This window comes from Promicromonospora sp. NPDC050249, assembly GCF_040656015.1.
Lineage (GTDB): Bacteria > Actinomycetota > Actinomycetes > Actinomycetales > Cellulomonadaceae > Promicromonospora.
This window is the reverse complement of the sequence record NZ_JBFAKY010000007.1, coordinates 82,355-102,897: the sequence shown is the minus strand read 5'-3', so window position 1 is coordinate 102,897 and position 20,543 is coordinate 82,355. Positions and strand designations below refer to the sequence as shown.

Below are 20,543 nucleotides of genomic sequence, written 5' to 3'. Positions count from 1 at the left end.
GATACGCCAAGATCTGACCAGCAAGACTCCGGTGCCCGACGGCGCCGGTGACCGTTACGAAAGATAAGGAAGTCCCATGGCCAACACGGACCAGGAGATCCTCGAGGGCCTCGCCGAGATCGTTGCCGAGGAGACGGGCCTCGACAAGGCCGACGTTCTGCTCGAGAAGTCCTTCCAGGACGACCTCGACATCGACTCCCTGTCGATGATGACCATCGTCACGCACGCCGAGGACAAGTTCGAGGTTCGCATCCCGGACGAAGAGGTCAAGAACCTCTCGACCGTCGGCGACGCAGTGAGCTTCATCAAGGGCGCTCAGGCCTGAGCCGCCCCCCGACGGCGGCAGTGCGGCCCCTGCTTCACCGGGCCCGTGCCGCCGTCGGGCACTCGCTGCTCACCAGGCAGCACCTTTTTGCACCTGCCCCCTTCGTCCCACCACTCCCGGGAGCATCATCATGTCCTCCGCACGCGAAGTCGTCGTCACCGGCCTCGGCGCCACCACACCCCTCGGCGGGGACGTGGCATCCACGTGGGAGGCCGCTCTCGCCGGTGTATCAGGGGCACGCACCCTGGAGAACGACTGGGCCGAGAAGTACGGGATCCCCGTGACCTTCGCCGCCACCATCAAGGTGGACCCGGCAGAGGTGCTCTCCCGCCCCGAGACCAAGCGCATGGACCCGTCCGCGCAGTACGCGATCGTCGCGACGCGTGAGGCATGGACCGACGCGGGCAGCCCCGAGATCGACGGCGACCGGCTCGGCGCCGTGGTGTCGTCCGGCATCGGCGGCATCCAGACCATCCTGGACGGCTGGGACACGCTCCGTGAGCGCGGCGCCCGGCGCATGCTGCCCATGACCGTCCCCATGCTCATGCCGAACTCCCCCTCGGCCTTCGTGTCGCTCGAGCTCGGTGCCCGCGCGGGCACCCACGCGCTCGTGTCCGCGTGCGCCTCGGGCGCCGAGGCCGTTGGCTACGCCGTCGAGATGATCCGCTCCGGCCGCGCCGACGTCGTCGTGGCCGGCGGCACCGAGGCGGCCATCCACCCGATGCCGCTGGGCGCGTTCGCGGCCTCGCGGACGCTCTCGCTCCGCAACGACGACCCGCAGCGGGCCTCGCGCCCGTACGACGTCGACCGCGACGGTTTTGTGCTCGGTGAGGGTGCGGCGGTCCTGGTGCTGGAGAGCGCCGAGCACGCCGCCGCCCGCGGCGCCCGCGTCTACGCCAAGATCAGCGGCGTGGGCCTGTCGTCCGACGCGTACCACATCACCTCTCCCGACCCCGAGGGCAAGGGCCAGGTCGCGGCCATGCGCTTCGCGATGCAGGACGCCGGGGTGACCGCCGCCGACATCGTGCACGTCAACGCGCACGCCACCTCCACCAAGGTGGGCGACCTCACCGAGACGTCCTCCATCCGGACGCTGCTGGGTTCCGAGGCCGACCACGTGCTGCTCTCGGCGACGAAGTCCATGACGGGCCACCTGCTGGGCGGCGCGGGCGCCATCGAGTCGCTGTTCGCGGTCAAGGCGATCTCCGAGCGCCTCGCCCCGCCGACGATCAACGTGGACAACCCCGACCCGGAGCTGCAGGTGCCGCTCGTGCGCGACGAGCCGGCGAAGCTGCCCGGTGGCGACATCGCCGCCATCAACAACTCCTTCGGCTTCGGCGGGCACAACGTCGCCCTGGTGGTCCAGAACAACTGACCCCGGCCGCGGGTCGTGCACGGGTCAGGCGCTCAGGTCATCCAGGTGACCTGAGCGCCTGACTCGTGTGCCGCTGGTCGAGCCTGTCGAGACCAAACCCACGCCACGCGAGCCCGCCCTGCCCGCGCCCCCTTCGTCTGACATGGGAGAATGTCCGCATGGCAATGCGTGAGATCCGTGTGGTTCCCGACCCAGTACTGCGTACCCCGTGCGACACCGTGACGACTATCGACGACCGCGTCCGCAGCCTGGTCGCGGACCTGGTCGACACGGTCGACGACGAGGGGCGTGCCGGACTGGCCGCCAACCAGATAGGCGTCTCGCTGCGGGCTTTCTCGTGGAACATCGAGGGCGAGATCGGCTACGTGATCAACCCGCGCATCGTCGAGCTGGGCGAGGAGCAGCAGGACGGCGGCGAGGGCTGCCTGTCCGTCCCGGGCCTCTGGTACCCCACTGTGCGGGCCAACTACGCCAGGGTCGAGGGCATCAACCTGGACGGCGAGCCGATCACCGTGGAGGGCACAGGGATCATGGCCCGTTGCCTCCAGCACGAGTGCGACCACCTGGACGGCATGGTCTATCTCGACCGCCTCCAGAAGGAGACGCGCCGCGCGGCGATGCGGGAGCTTCGCGCGCGCCTATGAGGGTCTGACCGCCCTGTTTGATACGTGCCACGCCCTGTGGGATCAATCTCAAGAAAGTCTTAAGGGGCACTAGTGGTGGTGCGGCTTTTTAGGCAAGAATGTGCCGCACGAACTCGTCGTACGTGGTGATTGATTCGACGCGTGCGCGCCGTTTCGCCTCGCATCTCGTCGGCGGATCGGGCAGTATGTGGTCCGAAGCACCGCTGTGCAGCCGACCACAGCGTCACCGCCCTGGTGAGGACGTAGGGGAAGACGTACCTCGACCCAGGGAGGAAGACATGGCCGGTGTCATCACGCGGGGTGTGCTTTTTGTGCACTCGGCGCCTCGTGCCCTGTGCCCCCACATCGAGTGGGCAGCGGGGAACGTACTTGGCGTGCGCGTATCCATGGACTGGACCGCGCAGCCCGCGGGACGCGGTCTGTACCGTGCCGAATACTCGTGGCAGGGCCCGCAGGGTACGGGCGCCAAGCTCGCGTCCGCCCTGCGCGGTTGGTCCCACCTCAGGTACGAGGTCACCGAGGACGCGAGCAATGGGGCCGACGGCGCCCGCTGGTCGCACACCCCCGACCTCGGCATCTTCCACGCCATGACGGATGTACACGGCAACGTGGTGGTCCAGGAGGACCGCGTCCGTGCGGCCCTGGAGCTCGCTGACCCGCGTGCCATGCGGGACGCCCTCGACCTCGCCCTGGGCGCCGCCTGGGACGACGAGCTCGAGCCGTTCCGCTACGCGGGCCTGGGCGCTCCGGTCCGCTGGCTCCACCAGGTCGGCTGACCTTCCCCTCGACCCGGTATCGACCCGGCCAACGAGAACGGGGTTGTGTTCGTCAGGAGTCCCCTGATGAACACAACCCCGTTCTCGTCTGCGGGCTGACCAGTGGGTCAGCCCTTCACGCAGAGCACCGTCCGCAGCCGGGCCACGACCTCCACGAGGTCGGACTGCGCCGCGATCACCGCGTCGAGGTCCTTGTAGGCGCCGGGAATCTCGTCGAGCACTCCCCGGTCCTTGCGGCACTCGACGCCCTCGGTCTGGGCGGCGAGGTCGTCGAGCGTGAACTGCTGCTTGGCCCGGGTCCGCGACATCCGCCGACCCGCGCCGTGCGACGCCGACCAGTACGACTCCGGGTTGCCCAGGCCGCGCACCACGTACGAGCCGGTGCCCATCGATCCGGGGATGAGGCCCAGGTCGCCCTTGCCCGCCCGGATGGCGCCCTTACGGGTGACGATCAGCTCCTCGCCGTCGACCTGCTCGCGCGCCACGTAGTTGTGGTGCACGTTCACGCCCTCGTCGAAGGTGAGCTCGCGGCCGCCGTCGGACATCGCCGCGAACTCGTCGCGGACCGCCTGGACGGTCAGCGCCATCATGACCGCGCGGGACCTGGCCGCGTACTCCTGCGCCCACCAGAGGTCGTTGAGGTACGCGTCCATCTCGGGCGTGCCGCCGAGGAACACGGCGAGCTCACGGTCGACGAGTCCCACGTTGTGCTCGAGGCGCTTCGCGATGCCGACGTGGTGCTCCGCGAGCTCCTTGCCGATGTTGCGGGAGCCGGAGTGGAGCTGGAGCCAGACCTGGTCGTCCGAGTCCAGACATACCTCGACGAAGTGGTTGCCCCCACCCAGCGAACCGAGCTGCTTGCGCGCTCGCGTCTCCAGCTGGCGGACCTTCGGGTCCAGCGTCTCGAACCGGTCCCAGAACGCCTGCTCGCCCCGCAGCCGCTCCTGGCCCCCAGAACCCTTCACGGGCCGCAGGCGGCGCAGGTCCACCTGCTCGCCGTGGGAGTGGAACCCGACGGGGATCGCGGCCTCGATGCGCGCCCGGAGGCGCGAGAGGTCGTCCGGCAGGTCGGCGGCGGTGAGCGAGGTGCGGACACCGATCATTCCGCAGCCGATGTCGACACCGACGGCGTTCGGCGACACGGCGTCGCGCATGGCGATCACGGATCCGACGGTCGCACCCTTGCCGAGGTGGACGTCGGGCATCACGCGCACGCCGGCCACCCACGGCAGGGCCGAGATGTTCCGCAGCTGGTTCAGCGCGGCGTGGTCGACGTCGTGCTCGTGCGCCCACATGAGGGTCTGCGCCCGGGCGCCCGACAGAGCGACCGGGAAGTTCGAGGACATGGCATTACTCCAGTTCTTTGGGGTTGGCTCGCAGAACCTAAGGGCGGACGCCGAGGGGGCGCCAGGTCATTTCGACCGCCCCTGTCCACGGTCGCGTGGATGGGCCTGCATTCCCTGCCCGAGGCAGTAAGATCCTCCCGCGGCTTCGTGCCGCGGACCGGCCCCGTTAGCTCAGTTGGTCAGAGCAGGAGACTCATAATCTCTCGGTCACAGGTTCAAGTCCTGTACGGGGCACGAGAGGCCCGGAATCCCGCCGATTCCGGGTCTCTTTCGTGCCCTCGCCGAGTGCTGGCCCACGCAGGCAGTCCGCCGACGCCGACGGCTGCGGGCGGCTTCCCGGGATGCGTCATCGCATCCTCCAGAAACCGCCCGCAGCCGTCCGCTGCACTCAGCTGCCGTCAGGTCACAGGTTGACGGCGGTGCCTCCGATCGTCACGGCGAGGCGCCCGTCGGACGCGAAGGACCAGCTCAGGGAACCGGAGTACTGCGCGCACCGGGACCCGTTCGAGCCGGCGTACCACTGGTTGCCGCCCGCGTCGTTGCCGATGATCCGGTCGTTCGACCCGCTGTTGCAGGACGTGTTGTTGCGGAACGTCGACGAGCCGCCGTCGAAGTTGAAGTTGCGCTCCGCGCTGCCGATGCTCAGGTTGTTCTCGACGGTCAGCGAGCCGAGGTTCCGGTTGTAGCCGAACCCGTGCTTGCCGTTGTCGAAGGCGATGCTGCGCTTCACGATGTGGTTCACCGCGATGTCCTCGCCGCCGAGCTTGTAGCCGTTGCGGTCGCCGTTGCCGGCCTGGCCGCCGTTGGACAGGGTCCCGTTCTCGTAGGAGAGCGAGTCCTCGATGGTGACCGCGCCGATCGCACCGGTGTCGGACTTCGTGTACAGGTCCCAGCCGTCGTCGATGTTGTTGTGGGCGACGGTGTACCGGAAGACGTTGCCGGTGCCCACGGTGAGCTTCGGCGCGAACCCGTCGGCGTCCTCACCGTCGGAGTCGACGTTGTCGTGCGACTCCGAGGACACGATGAGGTTGTTCGCGGGCCAGTCGGCCCGGGGCGCCCCCGCGGTGTAGCGGGAGAGCTGGAGCCCCGAGTCACGGTTGTGCCGGGTGACCACCCGCTCGATGATGTTGTTGTCGCCACCGAGGAGGATTCCGTTGTCGCCGGCGCGCTCGACGACGATGCCGCGCAGGTGCCACCAGTCGCCGCCGATCGCGAGGCCGCGGTTGGCCGGGTCCTCGCTCTGCGCCGAGAAGTTCAGCACCGGCCGCTCACCGGCGTACGCGAAGATCTCGGTGCGGTTGCCCGACAGGCCGTTCTTGCCCGGCGGGATCGCGATCGTCTGCGAGTAGTTGTAGGTGCCGCCACGCAGGTAGATCGTGCCACCGGCGGCGATCCGGTTGATCGCCGACGCGAGCGTCGTCGGGTTCGCCAGGGTCCCCGCGGCACTGTCCGTGCCGCCGGGCGCCACGTACAGCGCGTCCCCGACGGGCGGCTCGGTGGTACCACCGGTCGGGGCCTCGACGTAGTCGATGTTCGCCAGACCACCCGAGTTGGTCGCGACGATCCGGATCGTGTTGGCACCCGCGACCAGGGTGGCCGGCAGGGACTTGGTCGACCAGGTGTTCCACGCACCCGTCGGCTCGAACGAGACCGCCTGGACCCTGGTGCCGTTCACGACGAGGTCCGCGGTGCGGGCGGTGGTGCCGCCGTTGGCGAACCGGACCGCGAGGGTCGCGGCCCCTGCGACCCCGTTGCCGACGTTGACCTGCAGCGCCGCGCCGGACGCGTTGGTGGTGTTGCAGAACCCGCTGCCGGAGTAGCCGGAGTGGTTCGTGTCGATGGTGCCGCCGCAGGTCGCCGCGGACGACTCGGCCTCGAACCGCTCCACCGCGGCGACCGCCGAGGCCCCCATGGTCGTGGCGGCCGCGGCCGACGATCCCGCGTACGTCTCGAACTCGGCGACCCGGGGTGTACCGGTCGAGCTGGTGATCTCGAAGTTGATCTTGGTCAGCGACGTCGCGGCGAAGTTGACGGCCTTCGCGCCGCTGCCGGTCGCCAGCACCGCACCGTTGTCGTTGTTGACGATGCGCCACGAGCCGATGTTGCCGACCGCGCCGGAGGCCTCACGGATGTTGACGCTGGACACCGTCTTCGGGGATGCCCACTTGATCGAGACACGTCCGGTCGAGCCAGAGGGTGACCAGTAGGTGGCGGTGTTCCCGTCGAGCACGTTGCCGAAGCTGGTGCCGCTGGCCTTGCTGGAGCCGTCGGCGCCCGCGCCCAGGCTCAGGTTGGTGCCCGTGGGCGGGTCCGTCGGGTCCGTGGGGTCCGTGGGGTCGGTCGGAGTCGGGTCCGGGTCCGGGTTGGTCGGCGTGCAGCTGCCGTCCGAGACCCGGTTGCCCTTGTTCGCGCCCGCCGTCTGGCTCACGACCGACGGCACGCAGCTGGCCGCGTCCATCGGGTACGAGTACGGGATGCTGACCGAGGTGTTCGACGTCGGGTTCGGGCCCGCCGGGTTGTGGTCGCCGCTGCGCGGGGACCACGTCACGTTGTCGAAGATGTTGCCCGCGACCTGCCAGTAGCCGGCCTGGTCGGTGTAGAACGTGCCGAGCACGTCCTTGGAGTCCTCGAAGTAGTTGTTGTCGACCTTCGCCTTGCCCCCGGCCCGCGAGTTGATGCCGGACTCCACGATGCCCGTGTAGTGGTTGTTGTAGATGTGGGCGGTGCCGCCGCGCAGCAGCGGCACCCGGGAGTTCAGGTTCTGGTACAGGTTGTGGTGGTAGGTGATGAAGCTGTTGGAGACGTCGGTCTCGCTGGATCCGACCAGCCCGCCACGCTCGGAGTTGCGCATGATGCTGTAGGAGAGCGTCACGTACTTGGTGTCGTTCTTCATGTCGAAGAGGCCGTCGTAGCCCTCCGACTCACCGCCCGAGGCGATCAGGTTGACGTGGTCGACCCAGACGTTCCGGACACCGCTCTCCATGCCGATGGCGTCGCCGCCGTTGGACGTGGGCGAGCCGGACTTCTTGACGTTCTGAACCGTCACGTTCTGGATGATGATGTTGCTGGACTCGCGGATGTGGATGCCGATCTGGTCGAAGACCGCGCCGCTCCCCACACCGATGATCGAGACGTTGCTGATCTGCTTGAGCTCGATCACACCGGACGCGGTGCTGCAGCCTGGACCCGAGACCTGGCTCGTGTTTCCGTGGTTGATGGTGCCAGAGACCTCGATGACGATCGGGGTGCTCTTGGTGGCGCGGTTGCACAGCGCCGTATGGATCGCCGTCCCGGTGCTCGCCCGCACCGTCTGCCCGCCGGCGCCGCCGGTGGTGCCGCCGTTCTGGGTGGCGAAGCCCGTCGCGCTACCGGTGGCGGCGGCCGCGTCCGGGACCGACTGTGCGGTCACCCCGATCGTGACCGCGAGGGTCATGGCTGCCACCGCCGACAGGAGCTGCACTGCTCTTGGTCTTCTCATCGTCGTTGCCTCACGTTCGTCGTTGAAAGCGGGACGGTGCTGTGTTTCTTCGTGCGACGTGGGTCCCGGGACGCGCCCGCTCCGACTCTGGAGCGATCCGCCGGGTGATACTGACCCCACGTGGGTAACCGGTTTCCCGGAGCCTAGTAACCGGTTTCTCAGATGGCAACCCCTTGGGGCGTGCTATCTGAGAATCACCTGGGGTTCAGTGGTGGGGCGTCACGAGCCCGGTGTCACGAGGCGGCGACGAGCGCCCGGGCGTCACGAGCCCACGCGGAGGAGCACCGACTCCCAGTGCCACGGCTCCGGCATCCGCCCGGCGGGCTCGGCCCAGTCCGGGTGGGTCCAGCCGTAGGTCTCGGCGTGCTGCTTGAGCCAGGTGTACTGCTCGGTGTCGAACGTCTGGACCCCGCCGCCGATGTCCACCGCGAGCCCGAGCCCGTGGGTGGAGCAGCCGGGCGGTGCGGCGGTCGGCGACGCCGGGTCGTACAGGGAAGCCTGCGACTCGTACGTGCGGTAGGACGAGTTGATCGTCAGGTGCTCGCCGAACACCTGGCTGTACGCGGCGTCGAGGTCGACGAGATCCTGCAGCGCGTCGGCGCGCACGAAGTGCGTGGGCGCCCACGGGATCGCCGCCAGCGCGGAGCTCGGAATCTTGCCGCTGTCCGGGTCCCACGTCTGGTCCGGCCAGGGACAGGTGATGGCGTCCTGTGCGTCGGTCAGCGACTGCGTGGCGAGCGTGAGGGCCGAGCGGTTCGTGCTGAGGTCGGCGGCGGCCTTCTCGAGCTTGCCCAGGTCCTCGCCGGCAAGGGTCTCGTCCGCGGCGGCGTCGACGGCGGCGAGCGTGTCGAGGGCGGCCTGCAGCTGCCCGCGGACGGCGTCGTCGAGGCCCATGCCCTTCGTCGCCGTGTAGACCTTCTCCGCACGGGCCTGAGCGCTCGCCATGCCGTTGCGGGCGGCCGTGACCTGGCTGCGGGCGAACTCGACCATGGATGCCTCGACGGCGCCCGACGCGGCCTCGAGGGAGTCCCTGGCGTCACCGGTCCCGGTGACGAGCCGGGTGAGGACCGGTTCTGCCAGCACCGTCTCGGCCTCGGCGATCTGCGCGGAGAGGCCGTCGCGCGTCGTCTGCTCGGCGACCTTGCCGTCCGAGGCCGCCAGCAGCTGCTTCGCCGTGGCGTTCTGGGTGGCGAGGTCGGCTGTCTCCTCCGCGGCGTACCAGGCGAGGCCGCCGCCACCCATGGCTAGGACGACCACGAGCGTCACCACGATGACCGTCCTCAGGCTCCGGCGACGGCGGATCTTCGCCTCCCGCCGCTCTCTCGCGGTCCCACCGGGCTTCACGTCAGAGGGATCGACATGAGGCATGGCGTTCGTCGAGGTCACGAAGCCAGAACTTACGTCACTGAACGACTGCGGGCTGACCGACCAGCGGGTGAACTGTGGGTTGGGCCGACGGAGCCGAGCGCCGCGGGATCCGCCTCGTTCGTGCGCCCGGCCCACGGTACTACGGTGGAGGCATGGGGTTCCGATCGTGGTTCGGGCACGGCCCGCAGAAGGCCGTCCGCCGCACCGTCCGCTCGCACCGCACCGCACCGGTGCTTGCGCAGGCGGCACTGGTCACGTCCACCGGTGAGGCGTGGGCGTTCGCGACCCGCGCCGAGCTGCTCATGATCTCCGCGCCCGAGGCGGTGAGCGGTCAGGGCGACGCCGAGTCGCGGGGCGCTCCGTCCGTCGTCGTGCAGCGTGAGTGGTCCGACGTCGACCGGGCGACCTACGACACGGAGTCCAATGTCATCCAGGTCCACTGGGTCGACGGCGACGAGCCGACGCCGCTCCCCCTCGACGGCCGGCGCTCCGTGCTGCCGCAGGTGCTGCGTGAGCGGGTGCAGTGGTCGGTGGTCCTTGCGGAGCCGGTCAAGCTGCCGGGCGGGCGTTCCGCCCGCGTGGCGGTCCGACGCCGGGCGGACGGCGAGCTGTTCTCCCAGGTGATCGGCGGAGGCGACGTCGACCTGGCCGATCCGGGCACGGCCGGCGCGATCGACGCGGCCGAGGCCCGGGTGCGCAACGCGGCAGGGCTACCTGCCTGATCCTGCGCGCAGGGTGACCGAGCCGCCGTCGGGCAGCTTCTTGCGCCGCCTGGGCGTCCTGGGCGCGGTGGCGGTCTCGAGCGGCTCTGCGGCGAGGTCGGGCATCCCCATCCGGACCGACAGGAACGGCCGGTTCGACGGCACGCCCTCAGGAGTCTCGAGGAGTCTCCGGGCCAGCACGAGCGCACCGTCCAGTGGCTCCCCCGCGGCGTCGACGATCTCGACGTCGGGGCGAACCTCGGTCACGTGCGACATGACCAGGGCGCGCAGCTCGGGGACGTTGGCCATCAGCTTGCCCGTCGTCGCGACCCGGGGCTCGACGCCTGGGTGGCTGAGCGCCGCGCGCAGGGTGTCAGCCAGCCCTCTCGCGGCCGCCGCGCGGATGGCGACGCTCGTGGGGTCGCCGGCCCGTGCCGCGGCCAGCACGCTTCGTGCGAACCCGGCCAGCAGGCTGAGCGCGTCCGGGCTGCTGTCGAGAGTGATCCCGTGCCGCTGGCGGCCGAAGTGCCGCTCGGAGGCCCGCAGCAGGACCTGCGAGGCACCGTCCTCGCGTCCGTCGCGGGCCTTGTTGGCGGCCGCGAGCCCCTCGCGGCCGATCCACCCGCCGCTGCCCTGGTCCCCGACCAGGTATCCCATCCCGTCCGCGAGGTACCAACGGGCGTACTCGTCGACGGCGACGCCGACCGCACCCGTGCCCACCACGAGCACGGCGCCGCCACGCCCGCCGAGGGCGCCCAGGTGCGCCGTCACGGCGTCGGTCGACACGGCGGTCCGTTCGGTGCCCAGGCTCTGGGCGAGAACGTCGTGGAGGGCGTACGGGTCCAGCCGGCCGGCCCGGTCCATGGCCATCATCCCGCGGAGCCCGACGGCGGCCGCCGCGATCTGGGGCGTTCCGGCGCCGGCCCGTGCGGCGTCGAGCTCACGCATCAGGTCCTGGCAGAGCCCGCGGACGACGTCGGGGGCGTCGGAGCGCCCGTCCACGACGTGGAGAGGCGGACCTTCGACGCGGATATGCGGCCGGCCGGGGCCGGGGCTCGCGGCGGCGCGCGAACCTGTTCCGCCGAGGTCCAGGCCGACTACCCAGGTGTCCTTAGGCGGAGGGTCGGTCACCCTCTGGGTGTCTGCTGCCCGCACCCGAAGATGGTGGCACAACAGGGCCGCGAACGACATGGCAGATCCTCGATCTCGCCCCGGATCGGCGTGTTGTCCGGCATGTCGATGAGGCGGGCCCGGCTGCCGACGCCGACGTGTCGCCGACCTGTGACAGAGCCCTCCGAAAACACGACAGGACTACCTGCCAGAACCTGTTAGAGTTTTCACCGGTCGCCCTCCCGGTGCACGGGACTGGGGCGGACGCATTCCCGCGTAGCTCAGCTGGCAGAGCATCCGACTGTTAATCGGACGGTCGTTGGTTCAAGTCCAACCGCGGGAGCAACCAGGCCCGGAATCTCAACGATTCCGGGCCTTGCTGTTTCTGTTACATGGTGCCGACCCAGCGATAACCCAGCATCAGCAGCCACGGATCTACTCGCTCGGGGGCGAGGGGTACCCCGTCGAGGTGATCCGCGCATTGGCGTCTGATGCCTCGTCGCCCCTCGGTCCGAGCTTGGCAAGATCGAACTCGGGACCGGTGCCGAGGTTCTCACGCATAGCTACTCGGGTCTTGTGCTCGCATTGGCGCATCACTTCCTCGGTCTGGTCAAGCAGCTTACCCACCGCGTCGAGCCTCTCCGGGTCGAATGGTCGGGCCGCCTCGGCGAGCGCGAGATACGCATATGCGTTCTGAAGCGGCCAGCAGAGGTTATAGACGTAGTCTCTCGCTGGCTCGACCACGTCCTTCGGAGCGATCAACCGCATCTCGTCGAAGACTGTCATAAGGGCGGCCCGCTCCTCGTAGGGAAACGGCCCGTACCCCGGTCGATCCGCCGTGCGGGTGTACGACTCAATTCGTCGCTCGACGTCGGCCGCTTCCGACAAGAAGCGCAGATAGGCGACTCGCCGCTTCTCCGTCCACAGCAGAACGTCACGGTCCTCACGTTGTTGCTTGCGCGCCCCGCGGGCGACTAGCAGCGACGAGCCTCCGCCAATGCCAGCACCGATCACTCCACCCGCAAGTCCGATCAAGGCGCCCGCGACGATCTCATCCATGCCAGCGAGGCTAAGTCCGACTTGCCTGGCACCGCGACGCGACTCCCGGGTGAAGTGACTGGAAGGTAAAGCCGACGCCAGCGTGCGAGCCGACGAGGCCCGAATCCTCAGGGATCCAGGCCTCGTCGCCTCTGTCACGCATCACCGACCGCCTTCACGCACCGAACTGCTCCAGAACCTCCCTGCGATCCGGGCCAATGGCGGCGACTTCGACGTAGTGCTTCGCCGTCACCGCCGAGCGCGAGTGTCCGAGCTGTGCAGCCGCCGCCTCGATATCGGCGCCATGTTCGACGCCGTACCGACCTGGCGCCTTGCGCACGCTTGTCCCGCTCCCGCTCGCGCTCCGCGTCGCCAACGCCATCCGTGCCAGTGACCGCGGCACCAGTATGCGACAGAGTTCAAACATGCGTACGACAGCGCCCGGTGGGGGCGGCGATCGCGAGCCCAGCGGTAACCCCACGGAATGACCGGCAACTTGCGAGCACCTATGCATATCTACAGCACAGCGGTTAGCCTCCTGCGCGCAACGAATGGCACCCATCGGAACCCAGCGCATATCGGCTGAGGACGGCCGGTTAGGAATCGGACGGCCGTTGGTTCAAGTCCAACCGCGGGAGCATCTCAGAGGCCTCGAACCCCCAGATCACTGGGGATTCGAGGCCTTGTTGCTTGTGGTGTCAGTCCTGGTCAGGTGCGGGTGAGCAGGAAGGCCCTCATCGTCACTGTGGGCTCGTAGAAGCCCCAGACGGCATTCGAGAACTCCCCGGCTGCGAAGAAGACAGCCGGGTCAACTTCCGAGAGCTTGTAAACGCTCATCGAGTGTCGCTGGGCGGGGTAGGTCGGGTGGGCAACCACCACGCTCCCCGCCCGCACCGGCTCCCAATGCTTCTGCCATAGATCGACGCCAGCGATGACGGCGGGGTCGCCATCAACCACGATCGCCCGAAATTCCCAGCCTTGAGAGACCTCCATGCCGTCAGTATCCCGCGACGAGCGCCCGCATGAGCTGCCCCGGATCCTCGGGGGAAGTCGCTGACCTGACCGTCACCGCCCTCGATCACGCGCCAGACACCATCGGACCGCAATGCGAGGTCCGTGGTCACGAATGGCGCGGTCGTTGGTTCAAGTCCAACCGCAGGAGCCGGAACGAAGCCCTGAAGCCCCTTCCTGACGTGGGGATTCAGGGCCTCGTCGTTTTCGCCGTCAGCCCTGATCAGATGGCTGCGCCGGCCCCGGGCGGTGCAGCCTGGCCGATGCGCTAGCGTGCGTCCCTGATGTCCAGCTCAGGAAGATTGACCTCGACCGCCGTGCGCGACGACCTCGGGTTACGGCCCCACGTCGAGGCCCTGGCGTACCTCCTCACGGCGCGCACGGCACCGCCGTCGTACGCCGTGGCCGTCCTGGGCGAGTGGGGCGGCGGCAAGTCCGCGTTCCTGCGGCGCCTGCAGACGGAGATCGAGGCGCGGGCCGCCTCGGGCGACCCGGAGGCCGTGGCGTCGGTGCGGGTCGTCCGGTGGAACGCCTGGGCGCACGGCGAGACCTCCGTGCTGGTCGGGATCGTCGCGAAGGTCGTCGCCGCGCTGCCCGGCGAGGACGTGAGAGGACGCCGTCGCGGGCCCCGCGACGCCCGGCTGCGGGCCCGGCGACGCACCGCGACGATGAACCGAGCCGAGCGCATGCGTGCGCGGGCCGTCCGGCTCGGCCACCAGATCGGGACCGCCAAGGACGCGAGCTCCTTCGTCGCCGCCCTGCACCAGGCCCGGGTGCTCCTCCTGCTGCCGTGGGCGCTGTTGCGCAGCGGGTGGCGCCAGGCACTGCCGCTCGTCGTCGTGCTCGTGGTCGCCGGACTGGTCGTGGGCGGGCTGGCGCTCCTGCCCGTCGTCGCACCCGACGTCGCAGCCTGGCTCGCCGAGTCGGGCACCTGGGTCAGCGGGCTGCTCGCGTCGTCGGGCGTCGTGGCGGCGCTGACGGCGGTCATCGCCGGCTACCGCAGCCGTGTGGCCGAGCTGGACCCGACGCGTACCGGCGTGGTCGGCACGCTGTCGCAGCTCGTCCTCGCGACCTTCGACCAGGAGCGGGCCAAGGCGGAGACGCGCCTCGCCGAGCTCGACGCCGACGACGCCATCGACGGCCTGTCCACCCTCCTGCACGGCGACGACCACCAGGGCCGCCTGGAGCGCGCGCACGGGTTCGTCGGGAACCTGCGCGACGATCTCGGGACCTTCGCCGACCAGCTCGCCCAGGCCGAGGAGTACCTGCGACGCCCGGGCGACACCGACGCCGACGGCCGGGTCGAGCGGATCGTGCTCCACATCGACGACCTCGACCGATGCCCGCCCGACCGGGTCGTCGACGTGCTGCAGGCCGTCACACTGCTGCTGTCGACGAGCCTGTTCGTCATCGTCGTGGCCGCCGATCCACGGACCCTGCGGCACGCGCTCGAACAGGATGCTGCGGCGGCCACCCACCTGGAAGGCCGCGCGGCAGGGGCGCTCGACCACCTCGACACCCTCTTCCAGGTGCCCTACGCGCTCCCCCGCCTCGTGCCTCCGGTCAGCGGCCGCTACCTCCTGCGGACCGCCGCCGACCAGGGCCTCCTGCCGCACGACCTGGCCCTTGACCCGGGCGACGACGACGCTCTGGCCAGGCGTCCGGCGTCGGGCACCCTGAGCGCCCAGGAGGCGGGGCTCCTCGCGCTGGTCTGCGAGGCCGTGACCACGCCGCGGGCGGCGAAGAAGCTGCTCACGCTGTACCAGCTGGTCCGCCACGCGACAGGGCCCGACGACGACCTGCGGCCCGCAGCACTCCTGCTGGCCCTGCTCGTGGGCGCGCCGGAGCAGACCTCGCTGCTTCTCCGCGCGCTCGACGACCACGCCGACGCGGCGCACCTCGCCGACGTGATCGAGACTCTGGGTGGCAAGCACGCGTCCGCCGAGCACGAGCGGTGCGCCGCGTGCGCGGCCTGGCGCCGGATGCGCGACGTCACGGAGCGCGCGGTCGCCGCAGGCGTCCCCGCCGAGGTGGGCAGCCACCGGGTGTGGGCGCGGGAGGTGGCGCGGTTCAGCTTCCACCTGACGGAGCGGCACTGACCTGGCGAGAGTGCGGGCCACATTCCCTTTGGTCTTGCATGACAACTTGTATGACGTTCGACCTCGGTCAGGTCGGCGCAGGCTCGGCACCGAAGGGCCGTAAGCCGAGGGACACTTGGCCAATGTCACGCACAGTAGGCGGACCGCGATGAGCCACGAGACGTCTCGCGACGAACTGGTTGCGCTCGTGCGCTACATCATGGCGGGCATGCCAGGAGCGAGCGAGCAGGAAGCCTCCCTGGCAGTGGCGCAATTCCAGGCGGCGGTACCAGATCCGCACGGCACAGATCTCATCTTCTACCCTGGCCACGCTTTCGCTCACGAGCCGACTGCGGAGGAGATTGTGGACCGCGCCTTGAGTTACCGACCGTTCCAGATCTGACCCTCGAACCGCCGCACTCCGCGGAGCACACCCGCGCAACTGATCAGACACCTTTCGACCTGCCTGTGACGCCGGTCGGACCCCACCGGGTACAGCGCGACGAGCCGCTATCGCAGTTCCGCAGGGTTGGTCCACCATCTCGGCCACCCTCGGCCTGGGCCACGGGCTCTGACTGAGGGCCGCAACCCGCCGGGATCGCGGTGCCCAGGCACGGCGGTGAAGCCGTAGACCTCTGACCGAAACCGCCGCACCGCTCCCCGCAGCGCTGGTGCCGCGCCGATATCCGCATGCAAAACGATTAAGTTTCGCGAGCCTCTTGACCTGGACGGCACGCACGCTATCTTAAACCGGACATTGTATCGATTCAGGTTGATCCGATCTCCACTGGTCAGCAACGAGGCGACCAAATTTTCTGCAGGGCTCATAGCCGGGGGGCGACGCCGCTCCGATCCGGCGAGCTATCCCAACCGAAGGAGCATGCCTTGCCCTCTTCTTCCTACCGGCGCAGGAACCCCCTGCGATGGATCGCCGCCACGCTCGGCGCGATCCTCGTCGTGACGGTCCTGCCCGGACTAGCACCCACGGCCACCGCGGCCGTCATCCCAGGCAACTGGTACGCCATCTCCAACCAGTTTTCCGGGCTCGCGGTCGGCATCACGGGCAGTTCGACGACGAACGGGGCCCTGGCACAGCTACAGACCCGCACCGACGCGACCAACCAGCAGTTTCGCTTCATCGACGCGGGAGGCGGGTACTACCGCATCGAGGCCCGGCACAGCGGCCAGGTGCTCGACGTCAGCGCGAAGAGCACCGCGAACGGCGCCGACATCGTCCAGTGGCCGAGCAACGGCGGCACCAACCAGCAGTGGCAGGTCCTCGAGCAGTCCGACGGTTCCTACGAGATCGTCAACCGCAACTCCGGCAAGGCCCTCGACAACTGGGAGGGGGCCACCACTTCTGGCAGCCGCGTCTCCCAGTACACCCGTAGCGGCAGCGCCGTGCAGCGGTGGCGGCTCAACCCGATAGGTGCCGCGCAGGCGGGCAACGGCTCGGTCACCGACTCGAATCTCCAGTACTACGGCCGCTGGAGGACCGACGGCGCCTGGCGCACCATGGGCTGGGCCGGCGGCTACGTCGAGGCGGCGTTCACCGGCTCCTCGATCGGCGTCCGGCTGCGCAACACCATCGACGTGTACTACTCGGTCGACGGCGCACCCGAGCAGTGGCACCGCAACGTGACGGGCAACCTGACCATCGCGTCGGGTCTCAGCGGTGGCACGCACACCGTCCGCATCGGATTCCGCGAGCGCGCCGGGTCGTACACGGGTGACCCGACGTTCGGCGGCTTCATCCTCGCCTCGGGTGGGGCGACGACGTCGATCGCCCGCCCGGCGAACTTCATCGAGTTCGTCGGCGACTCGATCACCGTCGGCCAGCCCAACGGCAACCGGCCCTTCACCGCCTATCCCTATCTGGTCGGCGAGGACCTCAACGCCGGTCACAGCCAGGTCGCCAACGGCGGCGTCTGCCTGGTCGCCGCCGCGGACGGCTGCTACGGGATGGTGAACGGGTTCCGTCGCTCACACATCGGGGCGACCACCGACGACTGGAACTTCTCGACGTACCAGGCCACCGCCGTCGTGATCAACCTGGGCACCAACGACGGCGGGCACAGCGTCTCCACCGTCGAGTTCAACCAGAACTACGTGGTGCTGCTGGAGCGCGTCCGTCAGGCCTACCCGAACGCCCACATCTTCGCGATGGGCGTCTTCAGGAACCGGTACGTGACCGAGACGCGGAACGCGGTCCAGACGCGCGTCAACGCCGGGGACACCCGGGTCCACTTCGTCGACACGACCGGTTGGGTCGACCCGGCGACCGACACCAGCGACAACGTCCACCCGACCGATGCCGGGCACCGGAAGATCGCCAACCGCCTGATCCCGATCATCGACCAGTACATCTAGCCCACGCGCGATTCCTCCTGGTGGGCCTCTGCGACGACGCCGAGGCCCACCACCCACCCACCTGGAGCACAGATGCGCAATCCCGAATCCTCCGGCCTGCTCGGGGCCGGACTCACCCGCCGGTCGCTGTTCGGTCTCGCGGCCGGAGCCGCCGCGGCCGCCGGCGGCCTCCTCACCGCTGCCCCGGCGTATGCCGCGTTCACGCCCGGCGCCTGGTACGTCCTGCAGTCCCGCCACTCCGGCCTGGTCTTCCAGATCGAAGGCGCGTCGACGGCGAACGGCGCGAGGCTCGTACAGGGCACCCGGACCAACGCGACCAACCAGCAGTTCCGCTTCGTCGACGCCGGCGGCGGCTACTACAAGATCCAGGCCCGCCACTCGAACCTGCTGCTCGACGTCTACGCCAAGAGCACCGCGAACGGCGCCGACATCGTCCAGTGGAGCGACAGCGGCACCACGAACCAGCACTGGCAGATCATCGACGACGGCACCTACCTGCGCTTCGTCAACCGCAACTCCGGCAAGGCCCTCGACCTGTGGGAACGGTCCACCACCCCTGGGACCCGCATCTCGCAGTACGACAACAACGGCGGCACCAACCAGCAGTGGCGCCCCCTCCCGGTGGCAGCGACGGGGGACGGGACACCGACGATCTACATCGCGTCGGACTCGACCGCCCAGACCTACAGCACCTCGCTCCGGCCGCAGATGGGCTGGGGCCAGAAGCTCGCGAACTACTTCGACACGAACACGACGGTGGCCAACCACGCCATCGGCGGGCGCTCGTCGCGCTCGTTCATCGAGCAGGGGCGCCTGGACACGATCCTCGCCGCCATCCAGCCGGGCGACTACCTCTTCGTCCAGTTCGGGCACAACGACGCCAGCTCCGGCAACCCCGAGCGGTACACGTCGCCCACCGACTACAAGCGGTACCTGCGCGACAACTACATGGCCGGTGCCACCGCACGCGGTGCCACACCGGTCCTGCTCACGCCGGTCTCGCGGCGCGACTACGACGCGAACGGCCAGTTCCGGGTCTCGTTCCCCGACTACGTCAACAAGGTGCACGAGCTGGTCAACGAGACCGGCGTCGCGATGATCGACCTGTCGGCGCGCTCGCGGGCGTACCTCAACTCGATCGGTCCTGAGGCCGCCAAGGGCGTGTTCCTGCACACGAGCCCGGGCCAGTACCCGGCCTTCCCCGACGGGGTCGCCGACAACACGCACTTCCAGGAGAACGGCGCCAACCAGATGGCGCGCATCGTCTCCGAGGGTGCGGCGGCGCTCTCCCTGCCGATCGCAGGCCACGTGCGATAAGAGGGTCCCGACAGAGCGCCCGACGGGGCAGCGACGAGGCCCTGGATCCCCTTCTCCCCGGGGATCCAGGGCCTCGTCGTCCCGCGTCGGCAAGACTGGACCCATGCCGACGACGAGCGCGGGCCTCCTGCCCTACCGACGACTGCCCGGCGGCGGGCTCGAGGTCCTGCTCGGCCACATGGGCGGGCCGTTCTGGGCACGCAAGGACGCGGGTGCCTGGACCCTGCTCAAGGGCGAGCTCGACCCCGGCGAGGAACCCCACGCCGCTGCGCTGCGCGAGGCGAGCGAGGAGCTGGGGATGGCCCTGCCGCCGGCGCCGGCCCCCGAGATCGAGCTCGGGGAGGTCCGGCAGCGCTCGGGCAAGAAGGTCCTCGCCTGGGCGCGCGAATGGCCACCGGACGGGCCCGACCTCGCGCAGATCGCCAGCAACACCGTGGAGATCGAGTGGCCTCCGCGGTCCGGGCGGCGCATCGAGGTCCCCGAGATCGACCGCGTCGCCTGGCTCTCGCCCGACGACGCACGACGTCTCGCGGTCAGCGCGCAGGCCGCGTTCGTCGACCGCCTGGAGGCGGCGCTCGCGTCCCCTGTGGATATCTGACGGTCCCCCTGGGGCGAGTGTCAGTGGTCGGGGGCAGCATCGGTACAGGCAACCGATCTGGAGGACGTCATGGCCGACGCGCACACCGCCCACACCTATCCGCACGGAGTGCCCTGCTGGATCGACCTGGAGGTGCAGGACGTCGACGCGGCGCTCGCCTTCTACGGTCACCTGTTCGGCTGGCGGTTCGAGGAGAAGCTCCCGCCAGGGGCACGGGGGCGCTACGTCGTCGCGTCCCGGGACGGCACCGATGCGACGGCGATCGCCGCGATCGCCACACCGGACAAGCAGCTCGACGACGTGGCCGCCTGGAACACCTACCTTGCAGTGGACGACGTCGCCGTCGCCGCCGCCTCGGTCGCCGGGCTGGGCGGCGGCGTGAGCTCGGCGCCGGAGGCCGTGGGACCACCCGACCAGCCGGCGGGGTGGATGGCCCGGATCATCGACGCGCAGGGCGCACCGAGCCGCCTGTGGCAGGCGGGCACCCGGCTCGGCGCCCAGGTGGTCAACGCGCCGGGCACGTGGAACTTCAGCAACCTGCTCACCCCGGACGTCGACCGCGCGCTCGAGTTCTACGGACCGCTGCTCGGGTGGGTGCGGAGCGACGACCTGGCCGTTGGCATGGCGCGAGTGCCCGGCTACGGCGACCATCTGGCCCGCACCGTCGACCCCGGCATCCACGAACGCCAGGAGCACGTGCCGCCCGGCTTCGCCGACGTCGTCGCCGGGGTGGTGCCTGCCGAGGGGCCCTCACGGTGGTCCGTCGCGTTCGCCGTCGCCGACCGGGACGGGTCCGCGGCACAAGCGGAACGGTCGGGTGCGACGGTGCTGGAGACGGAGGAGACCGAGTGGTCGAGGTCGGCGACCATCCAGGACCCGTTCGGCTCCGAACTCGTCCTGGCCCAGTTCGACCCGCCGCAGGAGTTTCTCGATGCGGAGGCACAGGCCCGGAAGGACTGAACCGGCCCCAGGATTATTGCTTCCTGTGCTTGAATATAGCCTGGCTAG

General features: G+C 69.6%; 18 protein-coding genes and 2 tRNA genes. 13 read left to right on the top strand and 7 right to left on the bottom strand.

The window, feature by feature from the left end; genetic code table 11:
- The first annotated feature begins 76 nt into the window (after nt 1–76).
- From AB0I32_RS07610 to AB0I32_RS07595, 4 genes are all read left to right on the top strand, one after another.
- The gene (locus AB0I32_RS07610) at nt 77–325 is read left to right on the top strand and encodes an acyl carrier protein (RefSeq protein ID WP_116676165.1); all 249 of its coding nucleotides are present in this window, start codon (nt 77–79) and stop codon (nt 323–325) included.
- A gap of 130 nt (nt 326–455) precedes the next feature.
- On the top strand, nt 456–1,700 hold the full coding sequence (gene fabF / locus AB0I32_RS07605) for a beta-ketoacyl-ACP synthase II (protein WP_357504475.1): 1,245 nt from the start codon (nt 456–458) through the stop codon (nt 1,698–1,700).
- 158 nt (nt 1,701–1,858) lie between these two features.
- Nucleotides 1,859–2,344, top strand: a complete 486-nt coding sequence (gene def, locus AB0I32_RS07600) for a peptide deformylase (protein WP_357504473.1) — start codon at nt 1,859–1,861, stop codon at nt 2,342–2,344.
- Nucleotides 2,345–2,622: 278 nt separating this feature from the next.
- Complete coding sequence (locus AB0I32_RS07595; protein ID WP_108493757.1) at nt 2,623–3,120, top strand: DUF3145 domain-containing protein; 498 nt, start codon at nt 2,623–2,625, stop codon at nt 3,118–3,120.
- 107 nt (nt 3,121–3,227) lie between these two features.
- Here the strand turns inward: AB0I32_RS07595 and AB0I32_RS07590 are convergent, their stop codons facing one another.
- Nucleotides 3,228–4,415: an RtcB family protein gene (locus AB0I32_RS07590; protein ID WP_357504686.1), complete on the bottom strand. Its 1,188-nt coding sequence runs from the start codon at nt 4,413–4,415 to the stop codon at nt 3,228–3,230.
- A 211-nt stretch (nt 4,416–4,626) separates the two neighbouring features.
- Here AB0I32_RS07590 and AB0I32_RS07585 point away from each other — a divergent pair.
- Nucleotides 4,627–4,700, top strand: a tRNA-Ile gene (locus AB0I32_RS07585).
- Between the two features lie 169 nt (nt 4,701–4,869).
- On the opposite strand, the gene AB0I32_RS07580 is transcribed toward AB0I32_RS07585, so the two are convergent.
- Both AB0I32_RS07580 and AB0I32_RS07575 read right to left on the bottom strand, forming a co-directional pair.
- Nucleotides 4,870–7,944 (bottom strand): CBM35 domain-containing protein, encoded by a 3,075-nt coding sequence (locus AB0I32_RS07580; RefSeq protein WP_357504470.1) that lies wholly within the window; start codon nt 7,942–7,944, stop codon nt 4,870–4,872.
- A 261-nt stretch (nt 7,945–8,205) separates the two neighbouring features.
- Nucleotides 8,206–9,213: a M15 family metallopeptidase gene (locus AB0I32_RS07575; RefSeq protein ID WP_357504468.1), complete on the bottom strand. Its 1,008-nt coding sequence runs from the start codon at nt 9,211–9,213 to the stop codon at nt 8,206–8,208.
- A 251-nt stretch (nt 9,214–9,464) separates the two neighbouring features.
- Here AB0I32_RS07575 and AB0I32_RS07570 point away from each other — a divergent pair, with 251 nt between their 5' ends.
- On the top strand, nt 9,465–10,034 hold the full coding sequence (locus tag AB0I32_RS07570; protein ID WP_357504466.1) for a hypothetical protein: 570 nt from the start codon (nt 9,465–9,467) through the stop codon (nt 10,032–10,034).
- Here the strand turns inward: AB0I32_RS07570 and AB0I32_RS07565 are convergent.
- The gene (locus AB0I32_RS07565; protein WP_357504464.1) at nt 10,023–11,144 is read right to left on the bottom strand and encodes a BadF/BadG/BcrA/BcrD ATPase family protein; all 1,122 of its coding nucleotides are present in this window, start codon (nt 11,142–11,144) and stop codon (nt 10,023–10,025) included. The genes AB0I32_RS07570 and AB0I32_RS07565 overlap by 12 nt on opposite strands.
- A 249-nt stretch (nt 11,145–11,393) precedes the next feature.
- Here AB0I32_RS07565 and AB0I32_RS07560 point away from each other — a divergent pair.
- Nucleotides 11,394–11,466 (top strand) — tRNA-Asn (locus AB0I32_RS07560).
- Between the two features lie 92 nt (nt 11,467–11,558).
- On the opposite strand, the gene AB0I32_RS07555 is transcribed toward AB0I32_RS07560, so the two are convergent.
- The 3 genes from AB0I32_RS07555 to AB0I32_RS07545 all read right to left on the bottom strand — a co-directional run bounded on the left by AB0I32_RS07555 (nt 11,559) and on the right by AB0I32_RS07545 (nt 13,154).
- Entirely contained in the window at nt 11,559–12,182 is a 624-nt protein-coding gene (locus tag AB0I32_RS07555) for a hypothetical protein (RefSeq protein ID WP_357504462.1), read from the bottom strand.
- 154 nt (nt 12,183–12,336) lie between these two features.
- Nucleotides 12,337–12,501, bottom strand: a complete 165-nt coding sequence (locus AB0I32_RS07550) for a hypothetical protein (protein ID WP_357504460.1) — start codon at nt 12,499–12,501, stop codon at nt 12,337–12,339.
- Nucleotides 12,502–12,869: 368 nt separating this feature from the next.
- Entirely contained in the window at nt 12,870–13,154 is a 285-nt protein-coding gene (locus AB0I32_RS07545) for a hypothetical protein (RefSeq protein WP_357504694.1), read from the bottom strand.
- Between the two features lie 320 nt (nt 13,155–13,474).
- Here AB0I32_RS07545 and AB0I32_RS07540 point away from each other — a divergent pair, with 320 nt between their 5' ends.
- The 6 genes from AB0I32_RS07540 (at nt 13,475) to AB0I32_RS07515 (ending at nt 20,495) form a co-directional block, all read left to right on the top strand.
- Nucleotides 13,475–15,271, top strand: coding sequence for a P-loop NTPase fold protein (locus tag AB0I32_RS07540; RefSeq protein WP_357504458.1), 1,797 nt, complete (start codon nt 13,475–13,477; stop codon nt 15,269–15,271).
- Between the two features lie 148 nt (nt 15,272–15,419).
- Entirely contained in the window at nt 15,420–15,653 is a 234-nt protein-coding gene (locus tag AB0I32_RS07535) for a bacteriocin immunity protein (RefSeq protein WP_357504456.1), read from the top strand.
- 482 nt (nt 15,654–16,135) lie between these two features.
- Complete coding sequence (locus tag AB0I32_RS07530) at nt 16,136–17,620, top strand: RICIN domain-containing protein (protein ID WP_357504455.1); 1,485 nt, start codon at nt 16,136–16,138, stop codon at nt 17,618–17,620.
- A gap of 72 nt (nt 17,621–17,692) precedes the next feature.
- Nucleotides 17,693–18,937: an RICIN domain-containing protein gene (locus AB0I32_RS07525; protein WP_357504453.1), complete on the top strand. Its 1,245-nt coding sequence runs from the start codon at nt 17,693–17,695 to the stop codon at nt 18,935–18,937.
- A 103-nt stretch (nt 18,938–19,040) separates the two neighbouring features.
- Nucleotides 19,041–19,535 carry an NUDIX domain-containing protein gene (locus AB0I32_RS07520; protein ID WP_357504451.1) on the top strand — a complete coding sequence of 165 codons (495 nt, stop codon included), beginning with the start codon at nt 19,041–19,043 and terminating at the stop codon, nt 19,533–19,535.
- A gap of 69 nt (nt 19,536–19,604) precedes the next feature.
- Nucleotides 19,605–20,495: a VOC family protein gene (locus tag AB0I32_RS07515; protein ID WP_357504449.1), complete on the top strand. Its 891-nt coding sequence runs from the start codon at nt 19,605–19,607 to the stop codon at nt 20,493–20,495.
- Nucleotides 20,496–20,543: the final 48 nt, after the last annotated feature.